Source organism: Maribacter aquimarinus, from assembly GCF_047345505.1.
Classification (GTDB): domain Bacteria; phylum Bacteroidota; class Bacteroidia; order Flavobacteriales; family Flavobacteriaceae; genus Maribacter.
The window spans coordinates 205,556-232,260 of sequence record NZ_JBLFEO010000005.1; the positions used below are offsets into that span (position 1 = coordinate 205,556).

Below are 26,705 nucleotides of genomic sequence, written 5' to 3' on the forward strand. Positions count from 1 at the left end.
AATTCCTTATATTGTGGCACACTAAACATAAATCCTGTTGAAAATGAAACACTATCTCTTTGGGCTGCTCTTTGTATCCTGCTTATTTGCGGGCAGTGCCCAACTCACAAAAACGGCCTCGGTAGAGGGCATTACGGAATACCAAATGGACAATGGCCTTAAGGTGCTCTTGTTCCCGGACAACAGTTCCCAGACCATTACCGTGAACATCACCTACTTGGTGGGCTCCCGCCATGAGGGCTATGGCGAAAAGGGAATGGCCCACCTCTTGGAGCACCTGCTCTTCAAGGGCACGCCCAACCACCCGGACATTCCCAAGGAACTCAGTGCCCGCGGGGCCAGACCAAACGGTACCACCTGGTACGATCGCACCAACTATTTTGAGACCTTCAACGCCACGGACGACAATTTGGAATGGGCCCTGGACCTGGAGGCCGATCGTATGGTAAATTCCTATATTGCCAAAAAAGATCTGGAATCTGAGTTTTCCGTGGTACGGAACGAGTTCGAGGCCGGGGAGAACAACCCCAACCGCGTCTTGATGGACAAGACCATAAACGCCGCCTTCCTATGGCACAATTACGGCAACACCACCATTGGAAACCGATCGGACATTGAGCGCGTGCCCATTGAAAACCTAAAGGCCTTTTACAAAAAGTTTTACCGCCCCGACAATGCCGTACTGATGGTAACGGGCAAGTTTGATGAGGCCCGCACCTTGGAACTCATTGAGGAGAAGTTTGGAAAAATAGCCAAGCCCAGCACACCACTTCGGGACTCCTACACCGAGGAGCCTGCCCAGGACGGCGAGAAATCGGTTACGGTGAGCCGGGTTGGAGACCTGCAATTGGTGAGTGCCATGTACCATACCCCAGCGGGGTCCGATCCCGACTATGCCGCGATGGCCGTGGTGGAAGATGTGCTCACCAACGAACCCTCCGGCCGTCTCTACAAAGGGTTGGTGGAAAGCCAAATGGCCTCGTCCCTATGGTCCTTTTCCCCCTTTACCAAAGAACCGGGTTTTCTGTACATCAATGTGGACGTGCCCTCGGACAAAAATGCCGATGTGGTGGAAGAGAACCTGCGCAACACCCTGGACGGACTCAAGGACAACCCCGTTACACAAGAGGAACTGGACCGCGCCAAGGGCAACCTCCTGAAACGGGTGGACCAGATCATGCGCAACTCGGCCTTCTTGGGCACCTACATGAGCGAATTCATTGGTGCGGGCGACTGGAGGCTGGCCTTTTTACAGCGTGACCGCATTGAGAACATGACCTTGGATCAGGTAAACGCCGCCATGACCAAGTACCTCATTCCCACCAACCGCACCGTGGGCCGTTTTATCCCCACCAAGAGCCCGGAACGCGTGTCCATTCCCCATACGGAAGACATCAATGCCCTGGTGGCAGATTACAAGGGCAAGGAGGCCATGAGCACCGGGGAAGCCTTTGATGTGGCCTATGATGCCATACAAAGCCGGATCAAGGGAGGCAGCTTGGCCAATGGCGTGGAATATGGCTTTATTGAAAAGGAAAACCGAGGCAATACGGTTACCCTCAGTTTCAGTGGCCGCAACGGCGATGTGAACTCCTTGATGAACAAAGGCGTCATTCCGCGCTTCACCGCCCGCATGCTGGACAAGGGAACCACCACCAAGACGCGGCAGCAGATCGAGGATGAATTGAGCAGGCTGAAGTCTTCCGTGAACTTCCGAGGGGCCAACGGCAATATCTACGCCAATATCTCCTCCACCGAAGAGCACCTGATGCCCGCACTGGCCCTAATGGCAGACATGCTAAAGAATCCCGCCTTTGACCCCGCTGAACTGGAGAAGATGAAAACCGAGGAACTGGCCTTTCTGGAGGCCAACAAGACGGAGCCACAGTACCTGGCCTCCCAACGGTTATCGGAAATAAACAACAGCTATCCCAAAGGACACCCGCTCTACAACCTGAGCATGGAAGAAGAGGAGGCCGCCATAAAAGCACTTACCGTAGCGGACCTGAAAGCGTTCTACAATGACTTCTACGGCTTGGGCAAGAGCATTTTGGTGGGCATTGGTAATTTTGATGCGGACCAGGTGTCTTCCTTCATTGAGAGTGAGTTTGCAGATTTCAAGGCAAAACAAGCCTACGCCAAGATCAGCGATCCGCACAAACCCGTAAAGGTGATCAACGAGAACATTATTACGCCAGACAAACAGAACGCCATGACCCTAGGCTTCCTGGACGTTAAAATGAGCGAAGACCACAAAGACTACGCGGCCCTGAACGTGGCCAGTTCCATTTTGGGCGGTGGTTTCCTTAATTCGCGAATTGCCGATAGGCTCCGTCAGAAAGATGGGGTGAGCTATGGCGCCGGTGCAGGTTTCCAGGCCGATGGCGATAAAAACGACCAAAACTCACAGATGTTCCTCTACGCCATTTACGCCCCTGCCAACTTTGACAAGGTGCAATTGGGCTTTAAGGAGGAGCTGGATAGGTTCATTGCCGAGGGCATCACGGAAGAGGAACTCAAGAATGCCGTGAACGGTTGGATCCAGAACCAAAATGTGTCCAGGGCCAAGGACAACGAACTGTCCAGCCTGATCAACAACAACATTTTCTATGGCCGTGACATGGGCTTCCACAAAGACCTGGAGGCCAAGGTGGCCCAGCTCACCGTGGCCGATGTCAATGCCGCCATAAAAAAATACCTAAAACCTTTTGACCAATGGAGCGTGGTGAACGCGGGGGATTTTAAGTAAAACCCCACCAATTGGCACAAAAAGGGCAGCCTCATCAGAGCGCTGCCCTTTTTATTTGAGGCAGGGTACAGTAAACTACCTCCGGCAGGCCCACTAAGCATTAACAAGAAACTGAATTTTAATATCGAGGCAAGCCCCGGAGTATCAAACCCTTTGGCGGTGCCCATGAAAATCGTAATTTTACCCAGCACAACGCCCCCGTAAAAAACATCATATCGGGCAGGGAATCGCCCTACAGGATGGGCCTACCCTGCACCCTCACCACCGGCAAGGAATGGAGCTCCGTAAAGGGCCAGAGGACATCCCGCAAAAAAACAGGGCACCCAATTGTAAATGCGCATGATCAAAGACCAGTTTTACGCCTACATTCAGCAGTTGCAGGATACCATTACCGCCCAATTGGAGGCCGTGGATGGCCAGGCCACCTTTAAGCAAGATATTTGGGAACGACCGGAAGGCGGTGGAGGGCGCACCCGCGTCATTGAAAACGGACAGGTGTTTGAAAAAGGGGGCGTGAACATATCTGGCGTGCACGGCGCACTGCCCAAGAGCATGCAGACCTATTTTGGCGTGGAAGATGCGGATTTCTTTGCCTGTGGCCTCAGCTTGGTGCTGCACCCCAAAAGCCCCATGGTGCCCACCGTACACGCCAACTGGCGCTATTTTGAAATGTACGACAAGGACGGCAACAAGGTAGATCAATGGTTTGGTGGCGGCCAAGACCTTACCCCCTACTATCTTTTTGACGAGGATGCCCGTCATTTCCACTCCGTCTGCAAAAAGGCCTGTGACGCCCACCATCCGGATTTTTACCCCAACTACAAAAAACGCTGCGATGACTATTTCTGGAACAGCCATAGAAATGAGGCGCGTGGCGTGGGCGGACTCTTTTTTGACTATTGCAAGGCGAACGCGGACATGAAAATGACCGATTGGTATGCTTTTGTGACCCAAGTGGGAGACAGCTTCCTCGAGGCCTATGTCCCCATCGTGGAGCGAAGAAAAGACTTGGCCTATACCCAGGCCCAGCGCAACTGGCAAGAAATTAGGCGCGGGCGTTACGTGGAATTCAATTTGGTGCATGACAAGGGCACCCTCTTTGGCCTCAAGACCAACGGGCGTATCGAGAGCATTCTCATGAGCCTGCCGCCACACGTGCAATGGCGCTATGACCACGCCCCAGAAAACGGCAGTGAGGAAGCCCGCTTGCTACAAGTGCTGAAATCCCCCAGGGATTGGATATCCCAAACGGTATAAAATGGCCGACCTGACCAGGTGCCAATGCCCTTCCGTTGCCCCGTAAGACCGGCTACAGGCAGCCCCAAAGAAAAGGAAAATGAATCAACAACCACACGGGAACAGTGGCCCATGGCGCTTTTCCCCCAGAACGTAACATACCGCTCATGACATTTTCAAAGGAATTCAAGGAGGCCCTGCTAAACCTCCCCACCAAGGAAAAGGACAAACTGCTGCTGCGGCTGCTAAAAAAAGACAGCACCCTGGCCAATAGGCTTTATTTTGAACTGGTGGAAGGGAACGATGTGGACGCCAAACGCAGCGAAATGGAAGCACGGGTACGCGAGCAGGTGGCCTATGCCAAGGCCTCTTACCATAGCCCCGGCTACTTGATGATGGACCTCCGTTACCTGAGCGGGGAGATCAACGAACACGTAAAAATCACCAAGGACAAGTTTGGGGAAATTTCCCTGAACCTCCTCATGCTCAACGAGGCCTTGGAACATGCCTTCCCCCTTACGGAACCGGCCCCCTCCCATAAGAAACGTAAACTCATCGTTTACATCATTGCCCGGGCCTTTAAGCTCTTGGTGCTCACAGACAACATACACGAAGACTACAGGTTGGACCTGGAGGACGATATGAAAAAACTTGGCAAACTGATCGGTAGTGAGCATTCCATTATGGAGGAGGCCATATACCATGGGCTGGACGTGAACTGGCTCAGCACCTTCAACATCCCGGAAGACATAGACGCCATACATCGGGAGCTCAGAAGCCGGGGCTACCTTAAGTAAGAAGCAAGCATCGTGCCCATATATCGCGTTGTTGCCTTTACGGACACGCTCCTAGGCCAAAATCCATGTGGTGTGCTTTTGGGAGCCCTGGCCACGGGGCGCAGGGTTCACTTTGTCTCGCGTTCATCCACGGTGCCGGATTTTTTGGAGACATCAGGTTACCAGATCGGTGCATACCCCCTTCCCGGACCAAACATTGGGCAAGATCAAAGGAAGGGCCCAACCAAGCTCTTCCGGGGACGGCCAAGGGATCTGTGAAAAACCGGAAAAAATCTGTGGCCGTCCGCGGCAGGGCCACGAACTGTTTAAAAATTGAAATCCCTATTTAAAAACCAAACGGTTGGTTTAATATACAGATTGGATTTATTTTATTTTATTGATTATCAGAATTATACATCCTATTTGGTTCGTGCCCATCAGTTGAATCTCCATAACACCAAATGGAACACCCCAAGGGGATGCCCCGCTGTTCTTGGGGCAAAATACTTTTTTTTGCCTTGGCCACACCTACAAGGAGGGATCGGAAAGTGCCCCTGCACCGAGCAGAAAAGTGGTGCCGTATGGGCCTCAACGAACCTAACCTCCGTCAACCAAGGAAAACTTGGCTCCCAACGGCCGTTTTGGCCCCATGATGATTTATCTTTGTGAACAACCTTAAGCATTCCCTTTTTTCCATTCAACAAAAACAGTGAACCATGTACCCATTGATCCGTAACCGAAGATTGCGCCAATCCGAAGCCATTCGCCATTTGGTGCGCGAGACCATCATTACCCCAAGCGATTTCCTGGTGCCGCTCTTTGTGGTGGAGGGCAAGAACGTAAAGGAGGAAATCCCGTCCATGCCCAACTATTTCCGCATGAGCCTGGACCACTTGGAGAAAGAGGTGAAAGAACTTTGGAACATGGGGCTTTGCGCGGTGCTCCTCTTTGTAAAGGTGCCCGAAAAGCTCAAGGACAACAAGGGCAGCGAAGCCCTCAACGAGAATGGACTGATGCAATTGGCCATAAAAACCGTTAAAAATGCCTGTCCGGACATGCTGGTGATGACCGATGTGGCCCTGGACCCCTACTCCTCCTACGGCCATGACGGCATTGTGGCCAACGGCCAGATCGTAAATGATGACACCGTGGATGTTTTGGCCGAAATGAGCGTCTCCCACGCCAGGGCCGGGGCCAATTTTGTGGCGCCCAGCGATATGATGGACGGCCGCGTGCTGAGCATCCGCGAAGCCCTGGAGGACGAGGGCTTTGTGGACACTGGTATCATGAGTTACAGCGCCAAGTACGCCAGTGCGTTCTATGGCCCCTTTAGGGATGCGCTGGATTCCGCCCCGGTGGACATGGATATGGTGCCCAAGGACAAGAAAAGCTATCAAATGGATGCCGCCAACCGCTTTGAGGCCCTCCGCGAAACACAACAGGACATTGACGAAGGGGCGGACATTGTCATGGTAAAACCAGGACTCTGCTACCTGGACATTGTGCGGGAGATCAAAAACGAAGTGGATGTGCCCGTGGCCGTTTACCAGGTCTCCGGGGAATACGCCATGCTCAAGGCCGCCGCGGAAAAAGGATGGCTGGACCACGACAGCGTCATGATGGAACAGCTCCTGGCCATAAAAAGGGCGGGTGCCAACATCATTGCCAGCTATTTTGCCAAAGACGCCGTAAAACTGATGTAAGGAAAGGGCCAAGGCCCGTTACACAGTCCGTGCCATGCAAATGTTCTCTGGAAGGCCCGCGCGGCCACCCTGTAAACCCAGCTAAAACCATTACCTTGGGGCCAGGGAAAAGAACTATGGCCCACATCGCAATGCACCTACCCTTGAACATAGAGGAAAGAAAACCCGTTTGGGCGGCCCTGTCCGATTTTTATTTGGACACCGAACTGCAAGAAGATGACTTTGCCCACATTGCCCGAACCATCCTTGCCAGTCCCTATTCCTGGGAAGAAGTAAAGCACATAGACAAATACGAGGTTTTTCCGGTTTTACAGCCCAATTTATTGAGCGTTGCCGGGGAATGGGCCGGTTTTGATGAAGATGGGTTGGCACACCGCATTGCGGCATCCCTATCCAAAAGAAATGCCCTAAGAAAAATACGCATTGCATGTGCCTATCTGGCCTTTAGATGGATGTGCAAGGCGTATTGGGAAAAACTGGAAAGCGCGTACCGCGCCCAAAAATCGGCCACATAGCGGTACAGACGCAATATGTTGCGGCTCCTCATTACATCTTGCCGTACAGACGCAATAATTTGCGGGTCTCCCACCAAAATTCGATAATTTTGACGCAATGGCCCCATCTCCATATCAACCATGAAAAACACCTTAAGCCCCATCCCACTCCTCGCCTCCCTACTTTTTATAGGGCCCATTTGGGCACAGTTGCCTCCGCAACATCAAGCGTGGGCCCAGGCGGATGTCTTTTCCGAAATTGATGTGCTGGGCGTAGCGCCCCAGGTGGACTCCATCATCAACAACGGCATCAAGGCCATGGCCTTTCCCGGGGCACAGGTGCTGGTGGCCCAGGGTGACGAGGTACTCTTTCACAAGGCCTACGGCCACCACACCTATGACAGCATGCAGACAACGGCCCTGAACGACCTCTATGACCTGGCCTCCGTGACCAAAATCACCGCCCCGCTGCCCGCCTTGATGAAATTGGTGGAAACAGGCAAATTGGACCTGGACGAGCCCTTTAGCAGCTATTGGAAACCCTGGAAGCGCAGAAAGGACAAAAAGGACCTGACCTTGAGGGAAATTCTGGCCCACCAGGCGGGCCTGACCCCCTATATCGTTTTCTTGAACGAGGTAATCAAAAAAAATGGTAGGCCCAAAGCGCGCTTCATCCAAAACAAAAAAACCAAAAGGTTCCAACAACAGGCCTATCCCGGCATTTACGTAAAAAACAACTTCCGCAAAAAGATGCACCGGAAGATCAACCGCAGCAAGGTGGCAGGGGACAAAAAATACCGCTACTCCGGCCTCACCTTTCTCATCTTTCCGGAACTGATAGGGAACCTCACCGGCATGCCCTACGAACAGTACCTGGAAGAGCGGTTTTACCAACCCATTGGTGCCCATACCCTGGGCTTTTTGCCGGCCACCAAGAATTTCCCGAACAACATAGTGCCCACAGAGGTGGACACCCTTTTCCGCCAAGCGCTCACCCAAGCTTGGGTACATGACGAAAATGCTTCCCTTATGGGCGGCATCTCAGGAAATGCGGGACTCTTTGGCACGGCCAATGACCTGCACCGCATCATGCAGCTCTTTGTGCAAATGGGCAGGTTTGGGGAAGAACAGCTGTTGGACAGTGCCGTGGTGCGCGAATTTACCACCGTACAGTTCCCCAAAAACGAAAACCGCCGTGGCCTTGGTTTTGACAAACCCTTGCTGGACAACAACACCCAGTCCGTTCACGAGGCCTACCCCGCGCCGGGGGCCAGTATGGAGAGTTTTGGCCACAGCGGCTTTACGGGCACCTTTGTTTGGGCAGACCCCAAAAACCAATTGATCTATGTTTTTCTCTCCAACCGGGTACATCCCTCAAGGGAACACCGCGCATTATATGGCCTTAACATCCGGACCAGGGTGCAACAAGTGTTCTATGCCGCATTGAACTCCCGGAACAACAATGAATAAGAGATAAAAAATAGGTATCTTGGCACTTTAAAACGAGTTTATGGGGTTATTGGTTTTTTACGCAGTCATTTCCATTTTCTTTTCCTTTCTCTGTTCCATCCTGGAGGCCGTACTCCTTAGCATTACGCCCACTTTTATCAATGTGACCAAGCGGGAGGGAAAAAGTTATGCCACTACCCTGGAGAACCTAAAAAAGGATGTGGATGAACCCCTCATTGCCATCCTTACCCTGAACACCATAGCCCACACCGTGGGGGCCATTCTGGTTGGCGTTCAGGCAAAAGTGGCCTATGCGGATGTCTATGGCACCGCCACAAGAACCGCTATGGGCATTGAATTCACGGAAGACCTTATGGTGGGCGTGGTGTCCACGGTGATGACCATTCTTATTCTGGTGGCCTCGGAAATCATTCCCAAGACCATTGGGGCCACCTACTGGCGCCAATTGGCCAACTTCACGGCCAAGGTACTGAACGGTATGGTCCTGGCCCTGAAATACACGGGCATCCTCTGGCTTTTGCAATTGTTCACCAGACTGGTGGGCGGCAAAGGGCACCACGGCAGCATGCTGAGCCGGGAAGACTTCACGGTCATGACAGACATGGCGCACGAGGAAGGGGTGTTCGAAAAATCGGAATCCACCATCATTAAAAACCTGCTGCGCTTTGACCAGGTCTTGGTAAAGGACATCATGACGCCGCGGGCGGTGGTGAAGATCGCCTCGGATGCCATTTCCATCCGCACTTTTTTTGAGGACAACCCCAAATTGCGCTTTTCCCGGATCCCGATCTTTCACGAAAAAGTGGACAACATTACGGGCTTTGTGCTCAAGGACAATGTCTATGAGGAGATCATCCACGAAAACGGCGAAAGGCCCCTCGCGGAAATACGCAGGGACATTTTGATCACCCAGCGCAACACGCCCATTCCAGAGCTTTTTGAGACCCTAATTGCCAAACGGGAGCACATTGCGCTGGTGGTGGACGAATATGGTTCCGTGGCCGGTCTGGTGACCATGGAAGATGTCATAGAGACCCTCCTGGGCCTAGAGATCATGGATGAAAGCGATAATGTGGCCGATCTCCAGAGCCTGGCCCGGAAAAACTGGGAAAGCAGGGCCAAGCGCGCCGGCGTGATCGGGCAGGCCCCTACCGGGCCCGTAGCGGACAGCCCGCAGGATACCGGGGCCAAATCAGAATCCTGAGCCCTCTGACCCATACCATAAGCGCTATGAACCTGGGGAAGACCCCGCCCACAACAAGTCCATGGAAACCGCAACGGCTTATCTGAACACCCCATTGGGCACGGCAAAGATCACCGGGAACGACCTGGGCATCCAAAGCATCTCCGTGCTGATGAAGGGTGAAGAAGAACATACCACAACTCCCGTTCCGGAACCGCTAAGGGACTGCGCAGCCCAACTGCAAGCCTATTTTAAGGGCAAAAGGCAAGACTTTCAGTTGTGCTTGCGGCCGCGGGGAACCCCGTTTCAAAAAAAAGTTTGGAAGGCCCTGGAAAACATCCCTTACGGCGAAACCATCTCTTACCTGGACCTTGCCAAGCATCTGGGAGACGCCAAAGCGGTCAGGGCCGTGGCGGCGGCAAACGGCAAAAATCCGCTGTGGATCGTGGTGCCCTGCCACCGGGTCATTGGCAGCGATGGCTCCCTGACGGGCTATGCCGGCGGCCTGCAAAGAAAAAAATGGCTCTTGGAACACGAGCGCGGAACGGAGCAGCTGCGGCTCTTTTAGACCATTTCCCAATTGAAAATAAGCCGATAAATGGTTTCTTTCTACGCCCTACTTCAAAATAAAAATAAGCCGTAGCTCGGCTATGCCTGATTTTTCTTTTTCGCAGGCCAAAAAAATAATTCCATTTCTATGGCTGCATTTCAAACGAGAACTGGTATTAGACCACCCAAAGGATGGCTTTTCGGGTCCCTGCGACCCACCTTTGTTTCAAATAAATAGCTTATCTTGAGTGCCTTATCGGTAATCTTCAAGGAAATGCTATCCAAGCTCCATCTAGACCATATCCTTTTTCTGGACATTGAGACCGTGCCCCAGCATGCGCATTACAATGCCTTGGATGCCGGCACCCAAGAACTTTGGGAGCAAAAAACCCGGTACCAGCGCAAAGAGGGGCAAAGTGCGGAGGCGTTCTATGACCGCGCCGGAATCTGGGCCGAGTTCGGGAAGATCATCTGTATCTCAGTGGGGCATTTTCAAATGTTGGAGCACCGCCGGAAATTTCGTGTCAGCACCTTTTATGGGGAAGAGTTTGCGCTTCTCAAGGCGTTCAAAAAAATGGTGGAGCGCCATTTTGGCTCACCCAAGCACCTGCTTTGCGCCCATAACGGAAAGGAATTCGATTTTCCCTACATTGCCCGCCGCATGGTCATTCACGGCATTCCGCTGCCCCACGCCCTGGAGCTCTTTGGCAAAAAGCCCTGGGAGGTGGCCCATCTGGACACCTTGGAACTATGGAAGTTTGGGGACTACAAGCACTACACCTCCCTAAAGCTCCTGGCCCATGTTCTGGACATCCCATCCCCAAAGGTGGATCTGGATGGCAGTATGGTGCGCGATGTGTACTATGGGGAAAACAACATAAAGCGCATTGTGGACTATTGTGAGCTCGATGTGATCACTACGGCCCAAGTGCTGCTGCGCCTGCGCTACGAGGCCCTGTTGGATGAGGGCGAAGTGGAGCGAGTGACTCCCTGAAGACCTTCCACATTAGACATCTCTTTAATCTGGAAACCTGAAACAAACAGATCGCTTCGTGCCTCGCGAAGACGGCCCAGTTTGGCTTTGGGCCGCATTGTAAAACCCAGAGGCGGCTCCCCTCCTTGATCGAGGAGGGGGTCTTTTGAGCTTCTTTACTTAAAAAAACCATATTTCAGGGCAATCAGCCCCCCACGACAGAATAAAGTTCCCCCTTTGGGGGCTAGGGGGCCTTTCCCCTTGATTAAGGGGAGGTGGTTTTCCACTTCATTGTGGAAAAGCGGAGGGGTCCGCTCCGTGGGCACTTTGGGTCGTTCTTTTCCCCAAGCTCCCAGAGCGGGCTTCAACAGGACCTCATCGCTTCAATTTTAGGCTGAATTTGTACTTTCATTTGAAGCAACCGTCATGGCGCGGAGCCACCACCATATTCGATTATGGCATTGAGACCAATGGCGACACGGCCATCTGTGAAACCCGGGAGTGCGGACAAACAGATCGCTTCGTGCCTCGCGAAGACGGCCCAGTTTGGCTTTGGGCCGCATCTGAAAACCCAGAGGCGGCTCCTCCCCTTGATCAAGGGGAGGTGGTTTTCCACTTCACTGTGGAAAAGCGGAGGGGTCCACTCCGTGGGCACGTCGGGTCGTTTTTTTCCCAAGCTCCCAGAGCGGGCTTCAACAGGACCTCATCGCTTCAATTTTAGGCTGAATTTGTACTTTCATTTGAAGCAACCGTCATGGCGCGGAGCTACCACAAAGGTGAAATCTGGCATTGAGACCAACGGCGATGCGGCCATCTGTTGAATCTGGAAACCCGAAACAAACAGATCGCTTCGTGCCTCGCGAAGACGGTCTTTATGGGCCTTTGGTTCCTTAAAACACTTGGGGAACCATCCTTTTGATCCTGTAAAACCTACATCACAAAAGGCTGCCCCGTACTTTGCAGCACACTGAACCAAAACTCGCTTTCCAAGTCTATTTTCTTGCGCTTTTGGGTCACGGCAGCAATGGGCAAATACACGTACTTATTGTTCACCAGCCCGGTAACAAACTTGGTCTTACCGGCCATGGCGCCGTGCACCGCCATATAGGCCAAACCACTGCAAAATATACTGTCTCCAGAATTGGCGGCCGCGCTGCGCACAATGTAACTGGGGTCTATGTACTTTATGGTCACGGGCATTTTGTCCTTGAAGTGGGCCTGGATGCTGTCCTTTAGAAAAAGACCTATATCGTTGTGCTGCACGTTGCCCGAGGCATCTGTGCGAACGGCATCCTTGTTAAAAAGATGTTGCCCGGCTCCCTCTGCCACCACGATCACGGCATGGTGGCGCTGTGCCAAGCGTTTTTCCAAAAGGGACAGAAACCCTCCTTTTCCCTGGAGCCGAAAATGCTGTTCGGGAATGAGCACAAAATTCACCACAGGCATGGCCAAAGCGGCCGAGGCCGCAATGAAGCCACTGTCCCTTCCCATCAGCTTTACGATACAGACGCCGTTGTAGGCTCCCGTGGCCTCGTTGTATGCATCCCGGAGAATGGGGCTGGCAATGTCAAACGACGTCTCAAAACCAAAGGACTTGTCTATAATGTCTATATCGTTGTCTATGGTCTTCGGGATTCCCACAACACTGATATTGAGCCCTCTCTTCTGGATTTCTTCCCCAATGGCATTGGCTCCTTTTAAGGTACCGTCCCCCCCGATGGCAAAAAGCATGTCCACTTTGTTTTCCACCAAGGTATCCACCATGACCCCCACATCCTGGCCCCCTCTGGATGAACCTAAGATCGTGCCCCCGAACTGGTTGATGTCCTTGACCTTTTCCGGGGTCAGGGCGATCAAGTCGTGACCCATTTCCGGATTCAGCCCTTCATAGCCATAGGGCACCCCCAATATGCGTCGCACGCCATAAAAATAGTGCAGGGCCATGACCATGCCACGGATCACGTTGTTGATGCCGGGGCAAAGTCCGCCACAGGTGACAATGGCAGCGGTAGTTTTTGCGGGATCAAAGAAGAGCTGTTGCCTGGGCCCGGCCTTTTCCAAAAATTGTGGCGGCCCGCCCCCTTCCAAACTCCGGTCATACTCCTTTTTGGAGAGGTCATGCACAAAGGCCTCCCCATCCTTTACAAAGGTAAATATGTTGTCTCCCCTTACGGTACTGAGGCCCAATGGGGAGGGAATGCTGGGCTTCCCCAGATTTTCTATTTGAAACATGTTGCTTTTTTTTACAGTTTTCCAAAGGTAAAGTTACGTGTCCTTCACGACAGTTACCATTGACCCAGCGTAGCAGGGGCCCGTTCACAGGCCAAAACAAGAACATTTGGGCCCTAACACAACTGTCTGCCAGGGAATACCAAAGGAGTGTACGGGACAAGCCTTGGTTTCACTAGGGCAGACAGTTTGGGCCAAGCCATCACGGAAGACCGTTTCAACGGCCGGTGCACGATATGCTCAGAAGTGCTCCGTAAGGCTGTGGTGCGAATCGATCAGCGGACCTCCGTTAATAATCTCCTCTGACGCCTCGCTGGCAAACTTATCAAAGTTGATGTGGAAGGAATGCGCCAGTTGAATGGCCTTGCTCACATAGGCGCCCTTCTGCAACCAGGTGTTCATGGGATCCAAGATCTCAATGGGCACCGTAGGGCAGTACTGTGGCATGTGCAGACCAAATATGGGGTGCACGTTATACTCCACATTGTCCAGTTCCCCTTCCAAAATGGCAGAGATCATGGCCCTGGTGTACTTCAGTTTGATCCTTGATCCCACACCGTAGGGGCCTCCGCTCCAACCGGTGTTCACCAGCCAAACGTTCACTCCGGCCTCCCTCATTTTCTTGCTCAGCATCTCGGCGTACACCGTGGGGTGCAATGGCATAAAGGGTTCGCCAAAACAAGCGCTAAAGGAAGGTACCGGCTCATTGATGCCCGCTTCCGTACCGGCCACCTTGGCGGTGTAACCGGAAATGAAATGATAGGCTGCCTGGCCCGGGGTCAATCTGGACACTGGGGGCAAAACGCCAAAGGCATCACAGGTAAGGAAGAAAATGTTCTTCGGATTCTCCGCATAGGAGGGCACTTGGATGTTGTCTATGTGCTCTATGGGATAGCTCACCCTAGTGTTCTGGGTAATGGAGCTGTCAAAAAAATCGACCTCCTTGGTCCCTTCCTTGAAAACCACGTTCTCCAGCAGGGCGCCGGGACGTATGGCCCTGTAGATGTCCGGTTCTTTCTCTTCCGTGAGATCAATGACCTTGGCATAGCATCCGCCCTCAAAATTAAAGATCACGTTATCGGCGGTCCAGCCATGTTCATCGTCCCCTATGAGCCTTCTGTTTGGGTCGGCTGACAAAGTGGTCTTTCCGGTGCCCGAGAGACCAAAAAAGATGGAGGTGTCCCCCTTTTCCCCCACATTGGCGGAACAGTGCATGGGCAGTACGTTCTTGTCCACCGGCAAAATCAGGTTAAGGGCAGAAAAAATGCCCTTCTTCATCTCTCCGGGATATTCCGAACCGCCTACCAGGGCCACTTTTTTGGTAAAGTTGAGGATGGAGAAATTACCGGCCAGGATGCCCACTGCCTCAGGGTCCGGGGCCTCGTAGCCCGGGGCACAAAGTACCAACCACTCTTCCTCAAAATCCTGTAGCTCTTCCTCGGACAGGCGCAGGAACATGTTTTTTATAAAATAATTGCTCCAGGGGTATTCCGTTATGGTGCGCACGTTCATCTGGTACTTCGGGTGCGCACATACGGCGGCATCCCGTACGTAAATTTCCTTTCCGTTCAGATAATCGATGATGCCCTGTTGCAGCACATCAAAATGCTCCGGAGAAATGGGTTTGTTGATGCGCCCCCACCAGACCCTATCCTTGGTATAGTCGTCCTTTACCAAAAAACGGTCCTTGGGCGAGCGTCCGGTAAACTTTCCGGTATTGATGGCCAAGGTGCCATTCCCGGTTTCTGTGCCCATCCCCTTCTCCACGGTAATTTTTTGAAGGGTCTCGGCGTCCATGTTCCAATGGGCCGTCACATCTTTTAGGCCATAGGCCTCCAGCTTCTTCTTTCTACCTTCAGTTGTATCCATAATCATCCATTTTTAGATTTCATTTCAAAAGTTCCATATCAACGGCACCAATAGCATCGATGCCACAAAAAACACCATGAGCAACGGGCCGCCCACCTTCACGTAATCCATAAAGGTATAGCCGCCGGCCGAGAGCACCATGGCGTTGGTGGTGGTGCCCACCGGGGTAAGAAAGGCCGTGGAGGCACTGATGGCCACGGTGATCATGAACGGTTTGGGCGAAACGCCCAGGGATGTGGCCGCCAAAAGGGCAATGGGCGCCATGAGCACGGCCGTTGCAGAATTGTTTATGGTCTGGCTAAAGGCCGTGGTGAGCAGAAAGATGCCCGCCATTAAGGCGGTGGGACTGATGCTGCCCAAGGCCTCCACCAAGGAATTGGCCGCCAGCTCCGCCACCCCGGTCTTCTGTAGGGCCACGCCCATGGGGATCATGGCCGCGATCATGACCACACTGGTCCAGCTAATGCCCTTATAGGCCTTGCTTATGGGCACGCAACCGGTAAGCATCATAATGCCGGCACAGACCAGGGCGGCTATGGCGCCCGGCAATATTTTGAAGACCAAGAGCACGATCATGAGCACCAAGGTGCCCATGGCCAAATAACTCTTTAGGTTCAAGGTGGCCACGTTCTTGGCCATGGCCTCCGGACTGCCCGTTATGACCACATTTTCGTAAAGCGACTTCAATTTCTCAATACGGTCCCAGGGACCGCGGATAATGAAGGCGTCTCCCGCCTTAATGGTGATCTCCCCGGCCAAGGGCTTGTTGTTCCGGGAAGCGGCCAGGACCTGCACCCCGGATTCCTTGAGATAGGTGCCCAAGTTTATGGTACGGCCCACAAAGATCGAGCGTGGGGTAATGAGCATCTCCGCCATGCCCACCTCTTGGTTGATCAGTTCTTCTTTTAGGTTGTCCATTTCCACTGGGGTGGGAATGATGGCCAAACTGTACTTGCGCACCAGGGCATCCACGTCCTTGGCCTCGCCCTGCACGGTAATGATATCGTGGTAGCGCAACTCTGTCCCTGGATCGGGCATTTCCACAAAGGCGGGCACGGTCTGCTTTAATCTGCTCGGGTGGCGCCGCTTTAGCCGCGTTACGTTCACTTGGTGCGCCTGTTCCAGGTTCCATTGTCCCAGAGTGGTGTTGATCAACGGGGACATGGACCGGATGCGCAAGCGGTACAGATCGTCACCAATACTATAGCCCTCGATCCATTTGTGCATTTCTGCGTCTATGTCGGCCGGCCGTTCGTTGGTCTGTCGTTTGGGCAGCAAACGGTAGCCCACGTACCTAAAATAGACAATGGCAATGATCAAAAGCGGCAGGCCTATCAACCCAAATTCAAAGAACGAAAAGCCTTCCATGCCGTTTTCCACCATGGTGTTGCTGGCAATGATGTTGGGCGGGGTCCCCGTTAGGGTGAGCAGCCCGCCCGTATTGGAGCCAAAGGCCACGGGCATGAGCAATTTGGAAGGCAGTGTGCCCGCGTTCCAGGCGGCCGAGACCGTTACGGGCAACAAGGCCGCCACGGTACCCGTATTGCTCACAAAACCGGAGAGCACACTGGCGCCCAGGGTAACGATGACCAAGAGCTTGGGCACGCTCTTGCCCGCCCAACTCACAAAACGTTGGCCCGCAAGGGCGGTCCATCCGGTTCGGGAAAGGCCCTCCCCGATGATAAACAGGGCAGCGATCATGATCACCGTGGTGTTGCTGAAACCGCTCAGCGTCTCATGGACCTCCAGCACCCCGGTTAAATACAGGGCGATCATGGACATCAGGGCAACGACATCGGGCGGAAATTTGCCCCAGACAAACAAAACAATGGTAATGGCAAGGATTACGAGTACAATGGCCATTTAAGGATATTTAGCAAGATTAGTCCAAAGTGAGCACCGGAACGGTGGCGTGGAGGGTAAGGATCTTGGTGAGCCTTCCCTCCGAGGGACTGGACCGATCGGCATGATTGCGCGGCAAAATGGCCAACAGATCTATCTTTTTATCTTTGATGTACTGGAGTATCCCCTCTTCAATATCATCGTTCTGCTCAAAATTGTGCTCTGCATAGAAATGCTCCAAATAGTACTCCAAGGTCTCCTCATTGCTCTCTACCACCACTTTTTCATCGTAAATGGAGTCTTTGTATATGGTAAGGACGTGCACCTTGGCATTGAAGGAGCGGGCAATGTGCAAGAGCAGTCCCAGCAATTTGGGGTGCTCTATCTCTTCTTTTCCAAGCACCAGGGCAATCTTTTTGGGCACTTGCAATTTGGCCCCATAGGGCACGGTAATGACGGGGCAGTCTGCCTGGAGCACCAATTTGGAGGCATTGGTCACGTGCTCATCTGCACTGATATCCCCAAGGGTGCCCATTAAGATGAGCTCAATGTTCTGGGCCTTTCTTTCCTCCAGGATGGTGGGCACCAAAGCGCCCTGCCCAATGACTATGGTGGGCGCAATCTTGGGCTTTATCTTCATGCTGCCCAAGAGCTTTGCAAAGTCTTCCTTGATTTCCTTCACATCTTGGGGCGCCGTGGGCACCTTGCTCACATAGAGCGCCTCTATGGCAATGGGGCGTTCATATCCCACAAACTGAAGCCCATATTCCAGGGCAGATATGGCGGGTTCGGTAAAGTCGAATGGAATTAAAATTTTGCTGATGCTGCTCATACCAATTGTGTTTAAACCATTATACATATAACTAGAGCACTAAAGTAGCAAGGGCTGCTCCGGGAAAACATGATGGATATCAGTTTTTGATGATTTAGGCCCCTTTTAAAACCTTATTTCCCGTAAATGATATTTATCATAATCCCAGTGGATGTTCCTCCCGAACTTTGCACCCAATAGTAGAAGTAAAAGGGCATGGTACCATCCCGTAATCTTGTTTCCGCTCTCCTTTCCATCATCCTTACCGCCCTGGCCAATATGGGCCAGATTGCCGCCCAGGAATCCCTTAAGGACGGTATGGGCACCTGGTACATGATCGATGGCAACAACAAGATCCTGCCCAAGTGGAGCATCCCGGTGACCGGAATTTTGCGGGAGTACAAGTTCATAGAGGAAGAGGAATTTGCCTTTGTGCAATTGGGGGTGCGCTACCAGGCGGGGCATGGCATCAGTTTGGGCGTGGGCGCCGCTTATCTGAACACCGTCCCGTTTGCAGAGGACGAGTTTGATACCCGCACCCTACAACACTGGGCCTACGAGGAAATCAGGTGGAAACAGGGTCCGATCATCTCCCACCGACTAAAACTGGAACACCGTTGGATCGCCAAAGCAGACGACAGTTTCCTTAACCACAGGGCCCGATATCGCTTGCAGTTCAAGAAAAATCTGACCAAAAAACTCTTTGTGAAGTGCAGTGAAGAGGCGTTCTTTAACCTGAACCGTGGCCGTATGGACCAAAACAGGTTCTTCTTGGGGCTGGGACACGCCCTGGACCCCAACCTTTCCGTGGAACTGGGGTACATGAAAAACCACATCAACAAAAATAACTTTGACCGCATACGGCTAACCGTCTATTTCAAGACCGATCTCTTTTCCAAAAAACAAAACCTGGCCGTGGCCCAACAAAACGGCACCCCTCCAAACACGGCCGATTAGCTTTCTGGACAGCATGCCCTTTACAACGGGCGTACTTTAAAAACAGCCAGGTTGCTCCATGCCACCATCCATCTGGTGGGGGCGCCAACCCAAAATGGTCCCAACGGCGCCCCTTGCCCCCCAATGCCAAAGCCCCTGGAACGGAACAGCAACCGGTCCAAGAATGGAAAACGGCATCATTTTTATGAATATGACAAAAAACAAGTGTTAAAATTACCGAACTGATAATTATCATATTTTAAAATACCCATATCCTATACATTTGATATGAATCTTAAAATCAATTATCATGGAACTCAAGAAAAACCCGCAGGCAGACCTGAACAGGAACAGCGGCCTTTACTTTGTGATCGGCCTCACCATAGTTTTGTTTACCACCTGGCAACTTTTGGAATACAAGACCTATGATACACAAAAAGAATATGCCCAAACCTTGGACGTGATGGATACGATGGACGAGGAAGTGCCCATCACCGAACTCACCATGAACACCCCACCACCGCCCCCCGCGGCCCCAGACGTGATCGAGATAGTGGAAGATCTGGAAGAGATAGAGGAAACCACCATTGAAAGTACAGAAAGTACGCAAGAGACCATGATCAGCGATGTGGTGCAGGCAGACGATGTGGACTTTATAGAAGAGGAAGAGGACATCAGTGTTCCCTTTGCCATTATTGAGAACGTGCCCGTTTTTCCGGGTTGCGAGGACCTGGCCACAGAGGAAGAAAAGAAAGCGTGTTTCAACAAGAGCATCCAACAGCATGTCAGGGACAACTTTCAATACCCCAAAACTGCCATTGAACTGGGCATTAGCGGAAAGGTTTTTGTAAGCTTCGTGGTACAGTCAGACGGCACGGTGGGCAATATCCGGTACAGGGGGCCAGACCGTATCCTTGAAGAGGAGGGGGCACGCATCATTGCCCTGCTCCCCAAAATGAAACCGGGCATTCAGCGCGGAAGACCCGTAAAGGTTCCGTACAGCATCCCCATAAACTTTGTAATGCAGTAATCTTGAGTTCTGGTATTACTACGGAAAGCCTCTGAGCACCCTTTGTGTCCAGAGGCTTTTTAAATTGGTTTGTGCACCAAAAATTTCGTTAGGGCTGCCCATGTCCGCCAAACCGATGACTGGGCCAACCTTGGCCCGATCAACGGGGCCAGGGAATGCTTCCATGGATAATATCATTTCCCAATTGAAAAAAAGCCGATAAATGGTTTCTTTTTACGCCCTACTTCAAAATAAAAATAAGCCGTAGCTCGGCTATGCCTGATTTTTCTTCTTCCCAGGCCAAAAAAATAATTCCATTTCCATGGCTGCATTTCAAACGAGAACTGGTATAAAGTCTTGGTCCCGTTGGAGGGTAGCGCCCTCATGGTAAAACTCCAGCACATGATGTGGGTGCAACGCAGCCCTTTCCCCATGCTCGCCTTCCCGAAAGCAACACACTTTGGTCCTCTTTGTTTTTAGGTCGATGGTAGGCACACATCGCCCTATTGTTCCCACCAAGGTGTTCCACGATGGCGTGCCCCGTTGAAAAGGCCATTGGCCCAGGCCGAAGCAGCGATCTACAAAGTAAAAGAAGATGTACCGGTCCATGGCATGGGTTCCTTGGCCGGTAGGGCACACCCTGGTGCCGCCCGTTTAAGGGACCAATTGGTTTTGGAACTGGAAAAGAAAGATCAATACGCTCAATACCAGGGTGCATCTTGGTAGGCCCTGTCCCTGGAGGTGCGGTCGCGCCCTTGGAGCTCCAAATGGTGGGCGCCTCGCCTGCGCACCCTATATCCCAGGAGATGAAAGAACGAAATTGCCATAAAACGGGCCGTGCGCTTATCCACCAAAAGAGCGGATGGCGTTTCCCGGGAACGGGACACGCCCGGCAGCCACAGCAAAAGTCGCTCCGCCTTTATTTTCCTGATGTATTTGGATAGGATTAGAAAGAACAAGGGCGTGCGCTTTACAAAATAGAAACCCTCTGCTCCCTTTTCCTGATACAGTGGCATAAAGATTTTCCGTTCTTCTTGGGTGATGAGCGGTTCCCCGTTCAAGGTGGCCAAGGTACGCCCCTTGGGTATTTTCTGAAAATTCTCAAAACCGGGCGCCATTTTAAAGTGGTCTCCCTTGCCAATGGTGAACTGATGATAGATTTCCATAAAGGTGGCCTTGGGAAACTTGCCCAAGGCCAGTGCACTGTAATGCATCTGTAGGGTTTGGGGTGCCAGTTCCAGGCCTCCAGCAAGGGCCATACTGTACCAAATAAAATGCTCGGCCACGGTAACGGCGCGGGGATCGGCGTGCTGTCCGGCCTCAAACCCAAAGGACACATAGCCCAATTCATTGATGTAGCTGAGCAGGGCACCGGCCAGGTACTCTTCAATGCCCAGCACAATGGGCAAGGGATAGTGGGAGGTAAATTTTCTGTTGAGCAAGCTGTCATTGACCACGATAAAGGGGTCTGTATGCCCCGAAGTGGTGTGCAGGTCCATAAAATAGTAGGGCGGACGATCACTTTCCGTAATCTGGTGAATGAGCTGGTGCAGCGCCCGCATTTCCTTTTCGTCCGGAGAACTCGGTGCATGGCCATGTGCCGTCTTTTCCAATCTCTGGGGCAGCCAAATCCTGTTCAGGTCCTCTTCCTGAAACCGTACCCCTTGAAGAAGGGCACCCAAATTGCCGGCAACGGCATAGATAGATCCCTTGATGTGCGATTTGCTTCCCTTGAGTTTCCCAAAAACCCGTTTTAGGGCCTCCAGCCCGGCGGGTTCGTTGCCGTGGATGCCTCCAAAGAAAACGATGGTGGGCCCCTGCCGCGAAGACCGCACGTGGCCAACAATACGCTCCGAAACCAAGTCCGGAGCCACGGTAAGCGTTGCGGTCCGTTGCATTATGGGATATCTTTTTTGCTGATGATGCCCACAAGACGACCTTCTGAGCAGACGGGCAGACAACCAAACCCGGTAGCTGTCATGATCTGGCTGGCGGTCTCCACCAGCGTGTCTGCCGTGGTGGTGGTCACTGCCTTTATCATGACCTCGGAGACTTTTTTGGCCGGCAGCTTGGCCTGATCGGGGAGGCCATTGAGATGGCTTCGGGTAAGAAGTCCCTTTAACTTGCCTTTATTGTCTTCCACGGGCACATGGTTGATCTGGTTCCAATCCATGATGGCCAAGGCCATGGCCACGGTGTCTTCGGTGTGCATTTTGTACAAGTGGGTGGTCATGATCTCGCTCACGAGCCTGTGCCGGTGTTCCGCGGTATCTTTTTCAACGTCCACCGCGGGCCACAAATGTACGGGGCGCCCGGTTTGTTGGTTGTCATAAATGGCCTTGGTAAGCAAGACCAGGGCACGATCGGTCTTGCACTTTTTCTTGAGGCTGCGCATGTTGTTCACCTGCCAACTGTCTCCGGTCTGGGTTTCCGCCCGCTGGGCAATGATGTCCAGAAGGGAGGTGATGTCCGCCGGGTCCACCTGGCACTTCTCCAGACCCCTTTTGGCCATGGGCAACAGTTCGTTGGTCACCAGGTCCTTTGCGGATCGCAACTGGCCCATCCAGGAAAAAATGGTCTCCCTTCCGGTCCGGGCCGCTTTTATAAAATTGGCCTTTACCATTTTAAAGTCCATTTTGCCGGGCATGTCGTCATAGTCCTTGGGCCGGCCCATCATCAAGCCCACCCAGAAGGCAAAATTGGCCAGCTCGTCCTTGGTGGACGGGCCAGAGGGAATGTAACGGTTCTCTATGCGCAAGTGTGGCTTTCCCCCGCCAATGCCGTAACAAGGGCGGTTCCAACGGTACACCGTTCCATTGTGCAGCCGAAGTGCGGCCAATTGGGGCACCTGTCCCGCCTTGGCCAGCGCCAGGGAATCTTCCTCAATGGCTTTGGTGAGCAGGACCCGGTGCTTGGATATGTCCTTTTTGAATATGGTGGCCACCGATCCCGTTTCCCAATGGTCCCCAAAGCCCACCCTGGGGCTCTGGTTGTGCAGGGTAGCAGAGATCTTCCTGGTGTCCAGGCTCTGCTGGAAAAGGGCAATGCGGGTCTCTTTCCACAGTTCCCTGCCCATGAGCATGGGCGCATTGCAGCATACCGAAAGTACAGGGCCCGCAATGGCCTGGGACCAGTTGTAGCTGGATATGAAATCGGTCGAGGGAATCTGCAGGTGCAGTTGAAAACTGGTATTGCATGCCTCGAACATCACGGAGCCGTGCTTTAGAAAAAGCTCGTCCACGCCCCTGATCTTTAAATTGAAATTGCCTCCCTTGGTCTCGGTCAAGACCTTGTTCAGGGCTTTGTAGCGCGCTATGGGGGTAAGATAATCCAGGCCCACCTCCTTCTTGCCCAGGGTGGGGAGTATGCCGGCCAGGAGCAATTTTACGCCAAGGCCATTGGCCGCTTCTCGACCTTTTTTGAGCAAACGGTTCAGCTGCCCGGCCGTTTCCGCGAAACAGTTGCCGGTAAGCTCCAGGGGATCTAGGTTGATCTCAATATTGTAACTGGCCAATTCCGTGGTAAAGTGCGGGTCGTCAATGGCCCGCAAAAGGTCCAGACTGATGCCCGCCGGACGGTAATGGCCATCGACCAGACAAATCTCCTGCTCGGCACCAATGCGCACCACATCATCCTCGAACATCTGCTTTTGGAGCATCAGTTCCAGGGCGTCCACATCCCGCACCAAGTGCTGGATGAAGTCCATCCGGGACAGATGGTCTTTGGCGCTGCTTACATTCAATTCACCCATATTGTCATAGACCCATTTCCAACAAAACTACCGTATATGGCTTCCTAAAAATATGATAATTGTCAGAATTTACGGTTCTTATCGCCGGTGAACTGACAATTATCATATTATTTCGCGGGCCACGCTCCTACTTTTGCTGCACTAAAAACACAGATCAGGTATGTGCAGTCTTACAAACAAATACAATGTACCGGGACCACGGTACACCAGTTACCCCACCGTGCCCTATTGGGACACGGAGAGCTTTACGGCCAAAAAATGGGAGCAGAGCGTAAAGGGGTGCTTTGAAGAAAGCAGGGAAGAGGGCATTAGCCTTTACATTCACCTGCCCTTTTGCGAAAACATGTGCACTTTTTGCGGCTGCCACAAACGCATCACCAAACGGCATGAGGTAGAGCTTCCCTACATAGCCTCCGTGCTCAGGGAATGGGGCCTTTACCGCGACGTGCTCGGTGCCAGGCCCCGCATTAAGGAACTGCACCTTGGCGGGGGCACGCCCACCTTCTTTTCCCCTGGGAACCTCAGCCTGCTCATCAATGGCATCTTTGCCCTGGCCGATCGGGCAGAAAATGCGGAACTGAGCTTTGAGGGCCATCCCAACAATACCACAAAAGCACATTTACAGGCCTTGTACGATGTGGGCTTTACCCGGGTGAGCTTTGGCGTGCAGGACTACAATGAGACCGTACAAAAGGCCATTAACCGCATACAGCCCTTTGCGAACGTAAAAAACGTGACGGATTGGGCCCGGGAAATTGGCTACACCTCCATAAGCCACGATATTATTTACGGCCTGCCCTTCCAGACCGTGGAAGACGTGAAGAACACCATAGCCAAGACCAATGAACTGCGACCGGACAGACTGGCCTTCTACAGCTATGCCCATGTGCCCTGGATAAAGGGCAACGGCCAGCGAGGCTACCGGGATGAGGACGTGCCCAAGGGCGAAGACAAGAAACTGCAGTACGAAATAGGAAAAAAACACCTGACCCAACTGGGCTATGAGGACATAGGGATGGACCATTTTGCCCTGACCACGGACACGCTCTACCAAGCGGCCCAAAATGGGAATTTGCACCGTAATTTCATGGGGTACACGGCATCCAAGACCCAATTGATGATCGGACTGGGCGCCTCCAGCATTAGCGATAGTTGGAACGCCTTTGCGCAAAACGTCAAGGGCATCAAAGAGTACCAAGATTTGGTGGCCAATGATATCATTCCCGTTTTTCGGGGCCACCTCTTGAACCAAGAGGACGAAATCATAAGAAAGCACATCCTGAACCTCATGTGCCGCTTTGAGACCTCCTGGGAAAAAGGAGGTACGCCTTCCTTGGATTTTCAGCATATAATCGATAATTTAAGGGAACCGGAGGCAGACGGACTCATTGCCATTGGTGCCAACAGCATTACGGTCACCCCAAAGGGCAAGCCCTTTATACGGAACATCAGTATGGCCTTCGACCTAAAATTACAACGGAACAAACCGGACACCAGGGTGTTCTCCATGACCGTTTAACCCTTTAAAACCTGTGTTATGAAAAGTATTGTAGTCCCCGTGGATTTCTCCAAACAATCTGAAAATGCCCTGAAGATGGCCGCCAAACTGGCCAAAAAGAAAAATGCGGAACTCATAGTACTGCATATGTTGGAACTGGCCCCGGCCATTATGAGCCGCTCCCAGTACATACCGCAGGAACAGATGGCGCAATTGATAAAGCTCTCCGAAAAAAGATTTGAAGAGTTCTTGGACCAAGACTATCTGAAAGACCTGAAAGTAACCCCGGTCATTAAGCATTACAAAGTCTTTAGCGAGGTGAACGAGGTATCCCAGAAACACCAGGCCGATATGGTGGTCATGGGCAGCAACGGCACGGACGGCCTCCAAGAGATCTTCATTGGCTCCAATACCGAGAGGGTGGTACGGCATTCTGAAATTCCCGTACTGGTGGTAAAGGAAGACATCACGGACTTTAAGGCAGAACGCTTTGTATTTGCCTGCGATTTTGCCGAAGAGAATGTCCCGGCACTAAAAAAGGCCATTGATTTTGCCAAATTGTTGGATGCCGAACTGCAACTGGTGTACATTAACACCCCTGGAGATGCCTTTTTGAGCACAGCGGACATTTATGAACGGGTGTCCAAGTTCCTGCCCAAAGTACAGGTGGGCTTTGAGGTGGACATTTACAACGACTATACCGTGGAACGCGGAGTGCTCAACTACGCAGAGAGCCGAGCCGCCGACATCATTGGCGTACCCACCCATGGCCGTAAGGGCCTCTCCCATTTCTTTATGGGCAGTATCGGGGAAGACATTGCCAACCACAGTACCCTGCCCGTGGTGACCTTTAAAATATAAGGGATAAAGGCTGATTTCAAGCCACACAAGACGCCCATTGCGCCCAATGAAACCAAGACTTTGAGATTGTTTTTTTGGGGCGAATGCAGGGCCTTGAAAATAGGGACGGCACCCTGGTGTGCACTTACCCTAGGGTGATGCATACCAACGAAGGACTTGGCACTGATTCCCAGCTTTAAAAAGCTTGGAAAATTCCCTTGAAAATCCCAAAAATATTATTGTGGACCTCTTGTTTCAATATGTTTTGGTTCGATGACCTTCGGGCCTCAAAAATAAAAGACTTTTTTATCCTTTTATGATAATTATCATATACGGCCCCGCTCCCTTTCCCTAAATTTGCCCTAATGAAATGAGCCATAACAATGCTGGATACCAACCGAAATGTTTATTGGCAATTTACACCCGCCTGAAACGGAACGGGCAGGTCTGACCTTAAAAAACAAATACATACAGATCAGTAGTTAGTTTCGTATTTTAAATCCAATTTTGGTCAAAATGTTAGGCTGAGCGCCCGCCTGAATTGCAGTCGAGGCAGGCAGTCGAAGCCTCCTTTGGCAGGTGAATAGTTCTCGACTGCGCTCGAACTGACAACGGTAAAAATGCTTATTTGTATGATAATTGGACCACTACCTTGTTTAATTAAGGTTCTATGTTAAATACAGTGGGTAATCGAATTTCAGTTTACCCGCTATGAAATAGATCATGTTTATAAAATTCTCCGTGTTCCGGTAGCCCCTTGCCCTTTTCTTGGCAAGCTGTATCTTGG

General features: G+C 52.1%; 19 protein-coding genes. 13 read left to right on the top strand and 6 right to left on the bottom strand.

Translation table 11 applies throughout. The features are described from left to right. The first annotated feature begins 43 nt into the window (after positions 1 to 43). The 9 genes from ACKWCC_RS05690 (at position 44) to ACKWCC_RS05730 (ending at position 11,154) form a co-directional block, all read left to right on the top strand. Entirely contained in the window at positions 44 to 2,749 is a 2,706-nt protein-coding gene (locus tag ACKWCC_RS05690; RefSeq protein WP_413994946.1) for a M16 family metallopeptidase, read from the top strand. 342 nt (positions 2,750 to 3,091) lie between these two features. After that, positions 3,092 to 4,006, top strand: coding sequence for an oxygen-dependent coproporphyrinogen oxidase (gene hemF, locus ACKWCC_RS05695; protein ID WP_413994969.1), 915 nt, complete (start codon positions 3,092 to 3,094; stop codon positions 4,004 to 4,006). 146 nt (positions 4,007 to 4,152) lie between these two features. Then, entirely contained in the window at positions 4,153 to 4,782 is a 630-nt protein-coding gene (locus ACKWCC_RS05700) for a hypothetical protein (RefSeq protein ID WP_413994947.1), read from the top strand. Positions 4,783 to 5,477: 695 nt separating this feature from the next. Continuing rightward, the gene (gene hemB, locus ACKWCC_RS05705) at positions 5,478 to 6,464 is read left to right on the top strand and encodes a porphobilinogen synthase (RefSeq protein WP_413994948.1); all 987 of its coding nucleotides are present in this window, start codon (positions 5,478 to 5,480) and stop codon (positions 6,462 to 6,464) included. A 116-nt stretch (positions 6,465 to 6,580) separates the two neighbouring features. Beyond that, on the top strand, positions 6,581 to 6,979 hold the full coding sequence (locus ACKWCC_RS05710) for a DUF7079 family protein (RefSeq protein ID WP_413994949.1): 399 nt from the start codon (positions 6,581 to 6,583) through the stop codon (positions 6,977 to 6,979). Positions 6,980 to 7,099: 120 nt separating this feature from the next. Continuing rightward, the gene (locus ACKWCC_RS05715) at positions 7,100 to 8,428 is read left to right on the top strand and encodes a serine hydrolase domain-containing protein (RefSeq protein ID WP_413994950.1); all 1,329 of its coding nucleotides are present in this window, start codon (positions 7,100 to 7,102) and stop codon (positions 8,426 to 8,428) included. Positions 8,429 to 8,468: 40 nt separating this feature from the next. Next, the gene (locus ACKWCC_RS05720; RefSeq protein ID WP_413994951.1) at positions 8,469 to 9,632 is read left to right on the top strand and encodes a CNNM domain-containing protein; all 1,164 of its coding nucleotides are present in this window, start codon (positions 8,469 to 8,471) and stop codon (positions 9,630 to 9,632) included. A gap of 61 nt (positions 9,633 to 9,693) precedes the next feature. Continuing rightward, a complete protein-coding gene (locus ACKWCC_RS05725; RefSeq protein WP_413994952.1) occupies positions 9,694 to 10,179 on the top strand; it encodes a methylated-DNA--[protein]-cysteine S-methyltransferase in 486 nt (161 codons plus the stop codon). A gap of 255 nt (positions 10,180 to 10,434) precedes the next feature. Then, positions 10,435 to 11,154 carry a 3'-5' exonuclease gene (locus ACKWCC_RS05730; RefSeq protein WP_413994970.1) on the top strand — a complete coding sequence of 240 codons (720 nt, stop codon included), beginning with the start codon at positions 10,435 to 10,437 and terminating at the stop codon, positions 11,152 to 11,154. Positions 11,155 to 12,063: 909 nt separating this feature from the next. Here the strand turns inward: ACKWCC_RS05730 and ACKWCC_RS05735 are convergent. The 4 genes from ACKWCC_RS05735 to ACKWCC_RS05750 all read right to left on the bottom strand — a co-directional run bounded on the left by ACKWCC_RS05735 (position 12,064) and on the right by ACKWCC_RS05750 (position 17,905). Continuing rightward, positions 12,064 to 13,365, bottom strand: coding sequence for an ATP-dependent 6-phosphofructokinase (locus ACKWCC_RS05735; RefSeq protein ID WP_413994953.1), 1,302 nt, complete (start codon positions 13,363 to 13,365; stop codon positions 12,064 to 12,066). Positions 13,366 to 13,602: 237 nt separating this feature from the next. Beyond that, positions 13,603 to 15,237 carry a phosphoenolpyruvate carboxykinase (ATP) gene (pckA, locus tag ACKWCC_RS05740; RefSeq protein ID WP_413994954.1) on the bottom strand — a complete coding sequence of 545 codons (1,635 nt, stop codon included), beginning with the start codon at positions 15,235 to 15,237 and terminating at the stop codon, positions 13,603 to 13,605. A gap of 18 nt (positions 15,238 to 15,255) precedes the next feature. Further along, positions 15,256 to 17,094: an SLC13 family permease gene (locus tag ACKWCC_RS05745; RefSeq protein ID WP_413994955.1), complete on the bottom strand. Its 1,839-nt coding sequence runs from the start codon at positions 17,092 to 17,094 to the stop codon at positions 15,256 to 15,258. Positions 17,095 to 17,113: 19 nt separating this feature from the next. Next, positions 17,114 to 17,905 (bottom strand): universal stress protein, encoded by a 792-nt coding sequence (locus tag ACKWCC_RS05750; RefSeq protein WP_413994956.1) that lies wholly within the window; start codon positions 17,903 to 17,905, stop codon positions 17,114 to 17,116. A gap of 195 nt (positions 17,906 to 18,100) precedes the next feature. Here ACKWCC_RS05750 and ACKWCC_RS05755 point away from each other — a divergent pair, with 195 nt between their 5' ends. Continuing rightward, positions 18,101 to 18,841, top strand: coding sequence for a DUF2490 domain-containing protein (locus ACKWCC_RS05755; protein ID WP_413994957.1), 741 nt, complete (start codon positions 18,101 to 18,103; stop codon positions 18,839 to 18,841). A gap of 289 nt (positions 18,842 to 19,130) precedes the next feature. Next, entirely contained in the window at positions 19,131 to 19,850 is a 720-nt protein-coding gene (locus ACKWCC_RS05760; protein ID WP_413994958.1) for an energy transducer TonB, read from the top strand. A 680-nt stretch (positions 19,851 to 20,530) separates the two neighbouring features. Here the strand turns inward: ACKWCC_RS05760 and ACKWCC_RS05765 are convergent. Then, entirely contained in the window at positions 20,531 to 21,727 is a 1,197-nt protein-coding gene (locus tag ACKWCC_RS05765; RefSeq protein WP_413994959.1) for a M14 family metallopeptidase, read from the bottom strand. Next, positions 21,727 to 23,580, bottom strand: a complete 1,854-nt coding sequence (locus ACKWCC_RS05770) for a CBS domain-containing protein (protein ID WP_413994960.1) — start codon at positions 23,578 to 23,580, stop codon at positions 21,727 to 21,729. Before ACKWCC_RS05770 ends, ACKWCC_RS05765 begins: the two co-directional genes overlap by 1 nt. A gap of 160 nt (positions 23,581 to 23,740) precedes the next feature. Between ACKWCC_RS05770 and hemN the strand changes: the two genes are divergently transcribed. Further along, on the top strand, positions 23,741 to 25,099 hold the full coding sequence (gene hemN, locus ACKWCC_RS05775) for an oxygen-independent coproporphyrinogen III oxidase (RefSeq protein WP_413994961.1): 1,359 nt from the start codon (positions 23,741 to 23,743) through the stop codon (positions 25,097 to 25,099). Positions 25,100 to 25,117: 18 nt separating this feature from the next. Next, positions 25,118 to 25,939 carry a universal stress protein gene (locus ACKWCC_RS05780; protein ID WP_413994962.1) on the top strand — a complete coding sequence of 274 codons (822 nt, stop codon included), beginning with the start codon at positions 25,118 to 25,120 and terminating at the stop codon, positions 25,937 to 25,939. The last annotated feature ends 766 nt before the right edge of the window (positions 25,940 to 26,705 follow it).

What these genes read in the sequence shown, in the direction of transcription:
- ACKWCC_RS05755 (WP_413994957.1), top strand. Translation starts at nt 18,101, where the DNA reads ATGGTACCATCCCGTAATCTTGTTTCCGCTCTCCTTTCCATCATCCTT.
- ACKWCC_RS05770 (WP_413994960.1), bottom strand. Translation starts at nt 23,580, where the DNA reads ATGGGTGAATTGAATGTAAGCAGCGCCAAAGACCATCTGTCCCGGATG.
- ACKWCC_RS05715 (WP_413994950.1), top strand. Translation starts at nt 7,100, where the DNA reads ATGAAAAACACCTTAAGCCCCATCCCACTCCTCGCCTCCCTACTTTTT.
- ACKWCC_RS05700 (WP_413994947.1), top strand. Translation starts at nt 4,153, where the DNA reads ATGACATTTTCAAAGGAATTCAAGGAGGCCCTGCTAAACCTCCCCACC.
- ACKWCC_RS05760 (WP_413994958.1), top strand. Translation starts at nt 19,131, where the DNA reads ATGGAACTCAAGAAAAACCCGCAGGCAGACCTGAACAGGAACAGCGGC.
- ACKWCC_RS05780 (WP_413994962.1), top strand. Translation starts at nt 25,118, where the DNA reads ATGAAAAGTATTGTAGTCCCCGTGGATTTCTCCAAACAATCTGAAAAT.
- ACKWCC_RS05690 (WP_413994946.1), top strand. Translation starts at nt 44, where the DNA reads ATGAAACACTATCTCTTTGGGCTGCTCTTTGTATCCTGCTTATTTGCG.
- ACKWCC_RS05720 (WP_413994951.1), top strand. Translation starts at nt 8,469, where the DNA reads ATGGGGTTATTGGTTTTTTACGCAGTCATTTCCATTTTCTTTTCCTTT.
- ACKWCC_RS05710 (WP_413994949.1), top strand. Translation starts at nt 6,581, where the DNA reads ATGGCCCACATCGCAATGCACCTACCCTTGAACATAGAGGAAAGAAAA.
- ACKWCC_RS05730 (WP_413994970.1), top strand. Translation starts at nt 10,435, where the DNA reads ATGCTATCCAAGCTCCATCTAGACCATATCCTTTTTCTGGACATTGAG.
- ACKWCC_RS05750 (WP_413994956.1), bottom strand. Translation starts at nt 17,905, where the DNA reads ATGAGCAGCATCAGCAAAATTTTAATTCCATTCGACTTTACCGAACCC.
- ACKWCC_RS05765 (WP_413994959.1), bottom strand. Translation starts at nt 21,727, where the DNA reads ATGCAACGGACCGCAACGCTTACCGTGGCTCCGGACTTGGTTTCGGAG.
- hemB (WP_413994948.1), top strand. Translation starts at nt 5,478, where the DNA reads ATGTACCCATTGATCCGTAACCGAAGATTGCGCCAATCCGAAGCCATT.
- ACKWCC_RS05725 (WP_413994952.1), top strand. Translation starts at nt 9,694, where the DNA reads ATGGAAACCGCAACGGCTTATCTGAACACCCCATTGGGCACGGCAAAG.
- pckA (WP_413994954.1), bottom strand. Translation starts at nt 15,237, where the DNA reads ATGATTATGGATACAACTGAAGGTAGAAAGAAGAAGCTGGAGGCCTAT.
- ACKWCC_RS05735 (WP_413994953.1), bottom strand. Translation starts at nt 13,365, where the DNA reads ATGTTTCAAATAGAAAATCTGGGGAAGCCCAGCATTCCCTCCCCATTG.
- ACKWCC_RS05745 (WP_413994955.1), bottom strand. Translation starts at nt 17,094, where the DNA reads ATGGCCATTGTACTCGTAATCCTTGCCATTACCATTGTTTTGTTTGTC.
- hemN (WP_413994961.1), top strand. Translation starts at nt 23,741, where the DNA reads ATGTGCAGTCTTACAAACAAATACAATGTACCGGGACCACGGTACACC.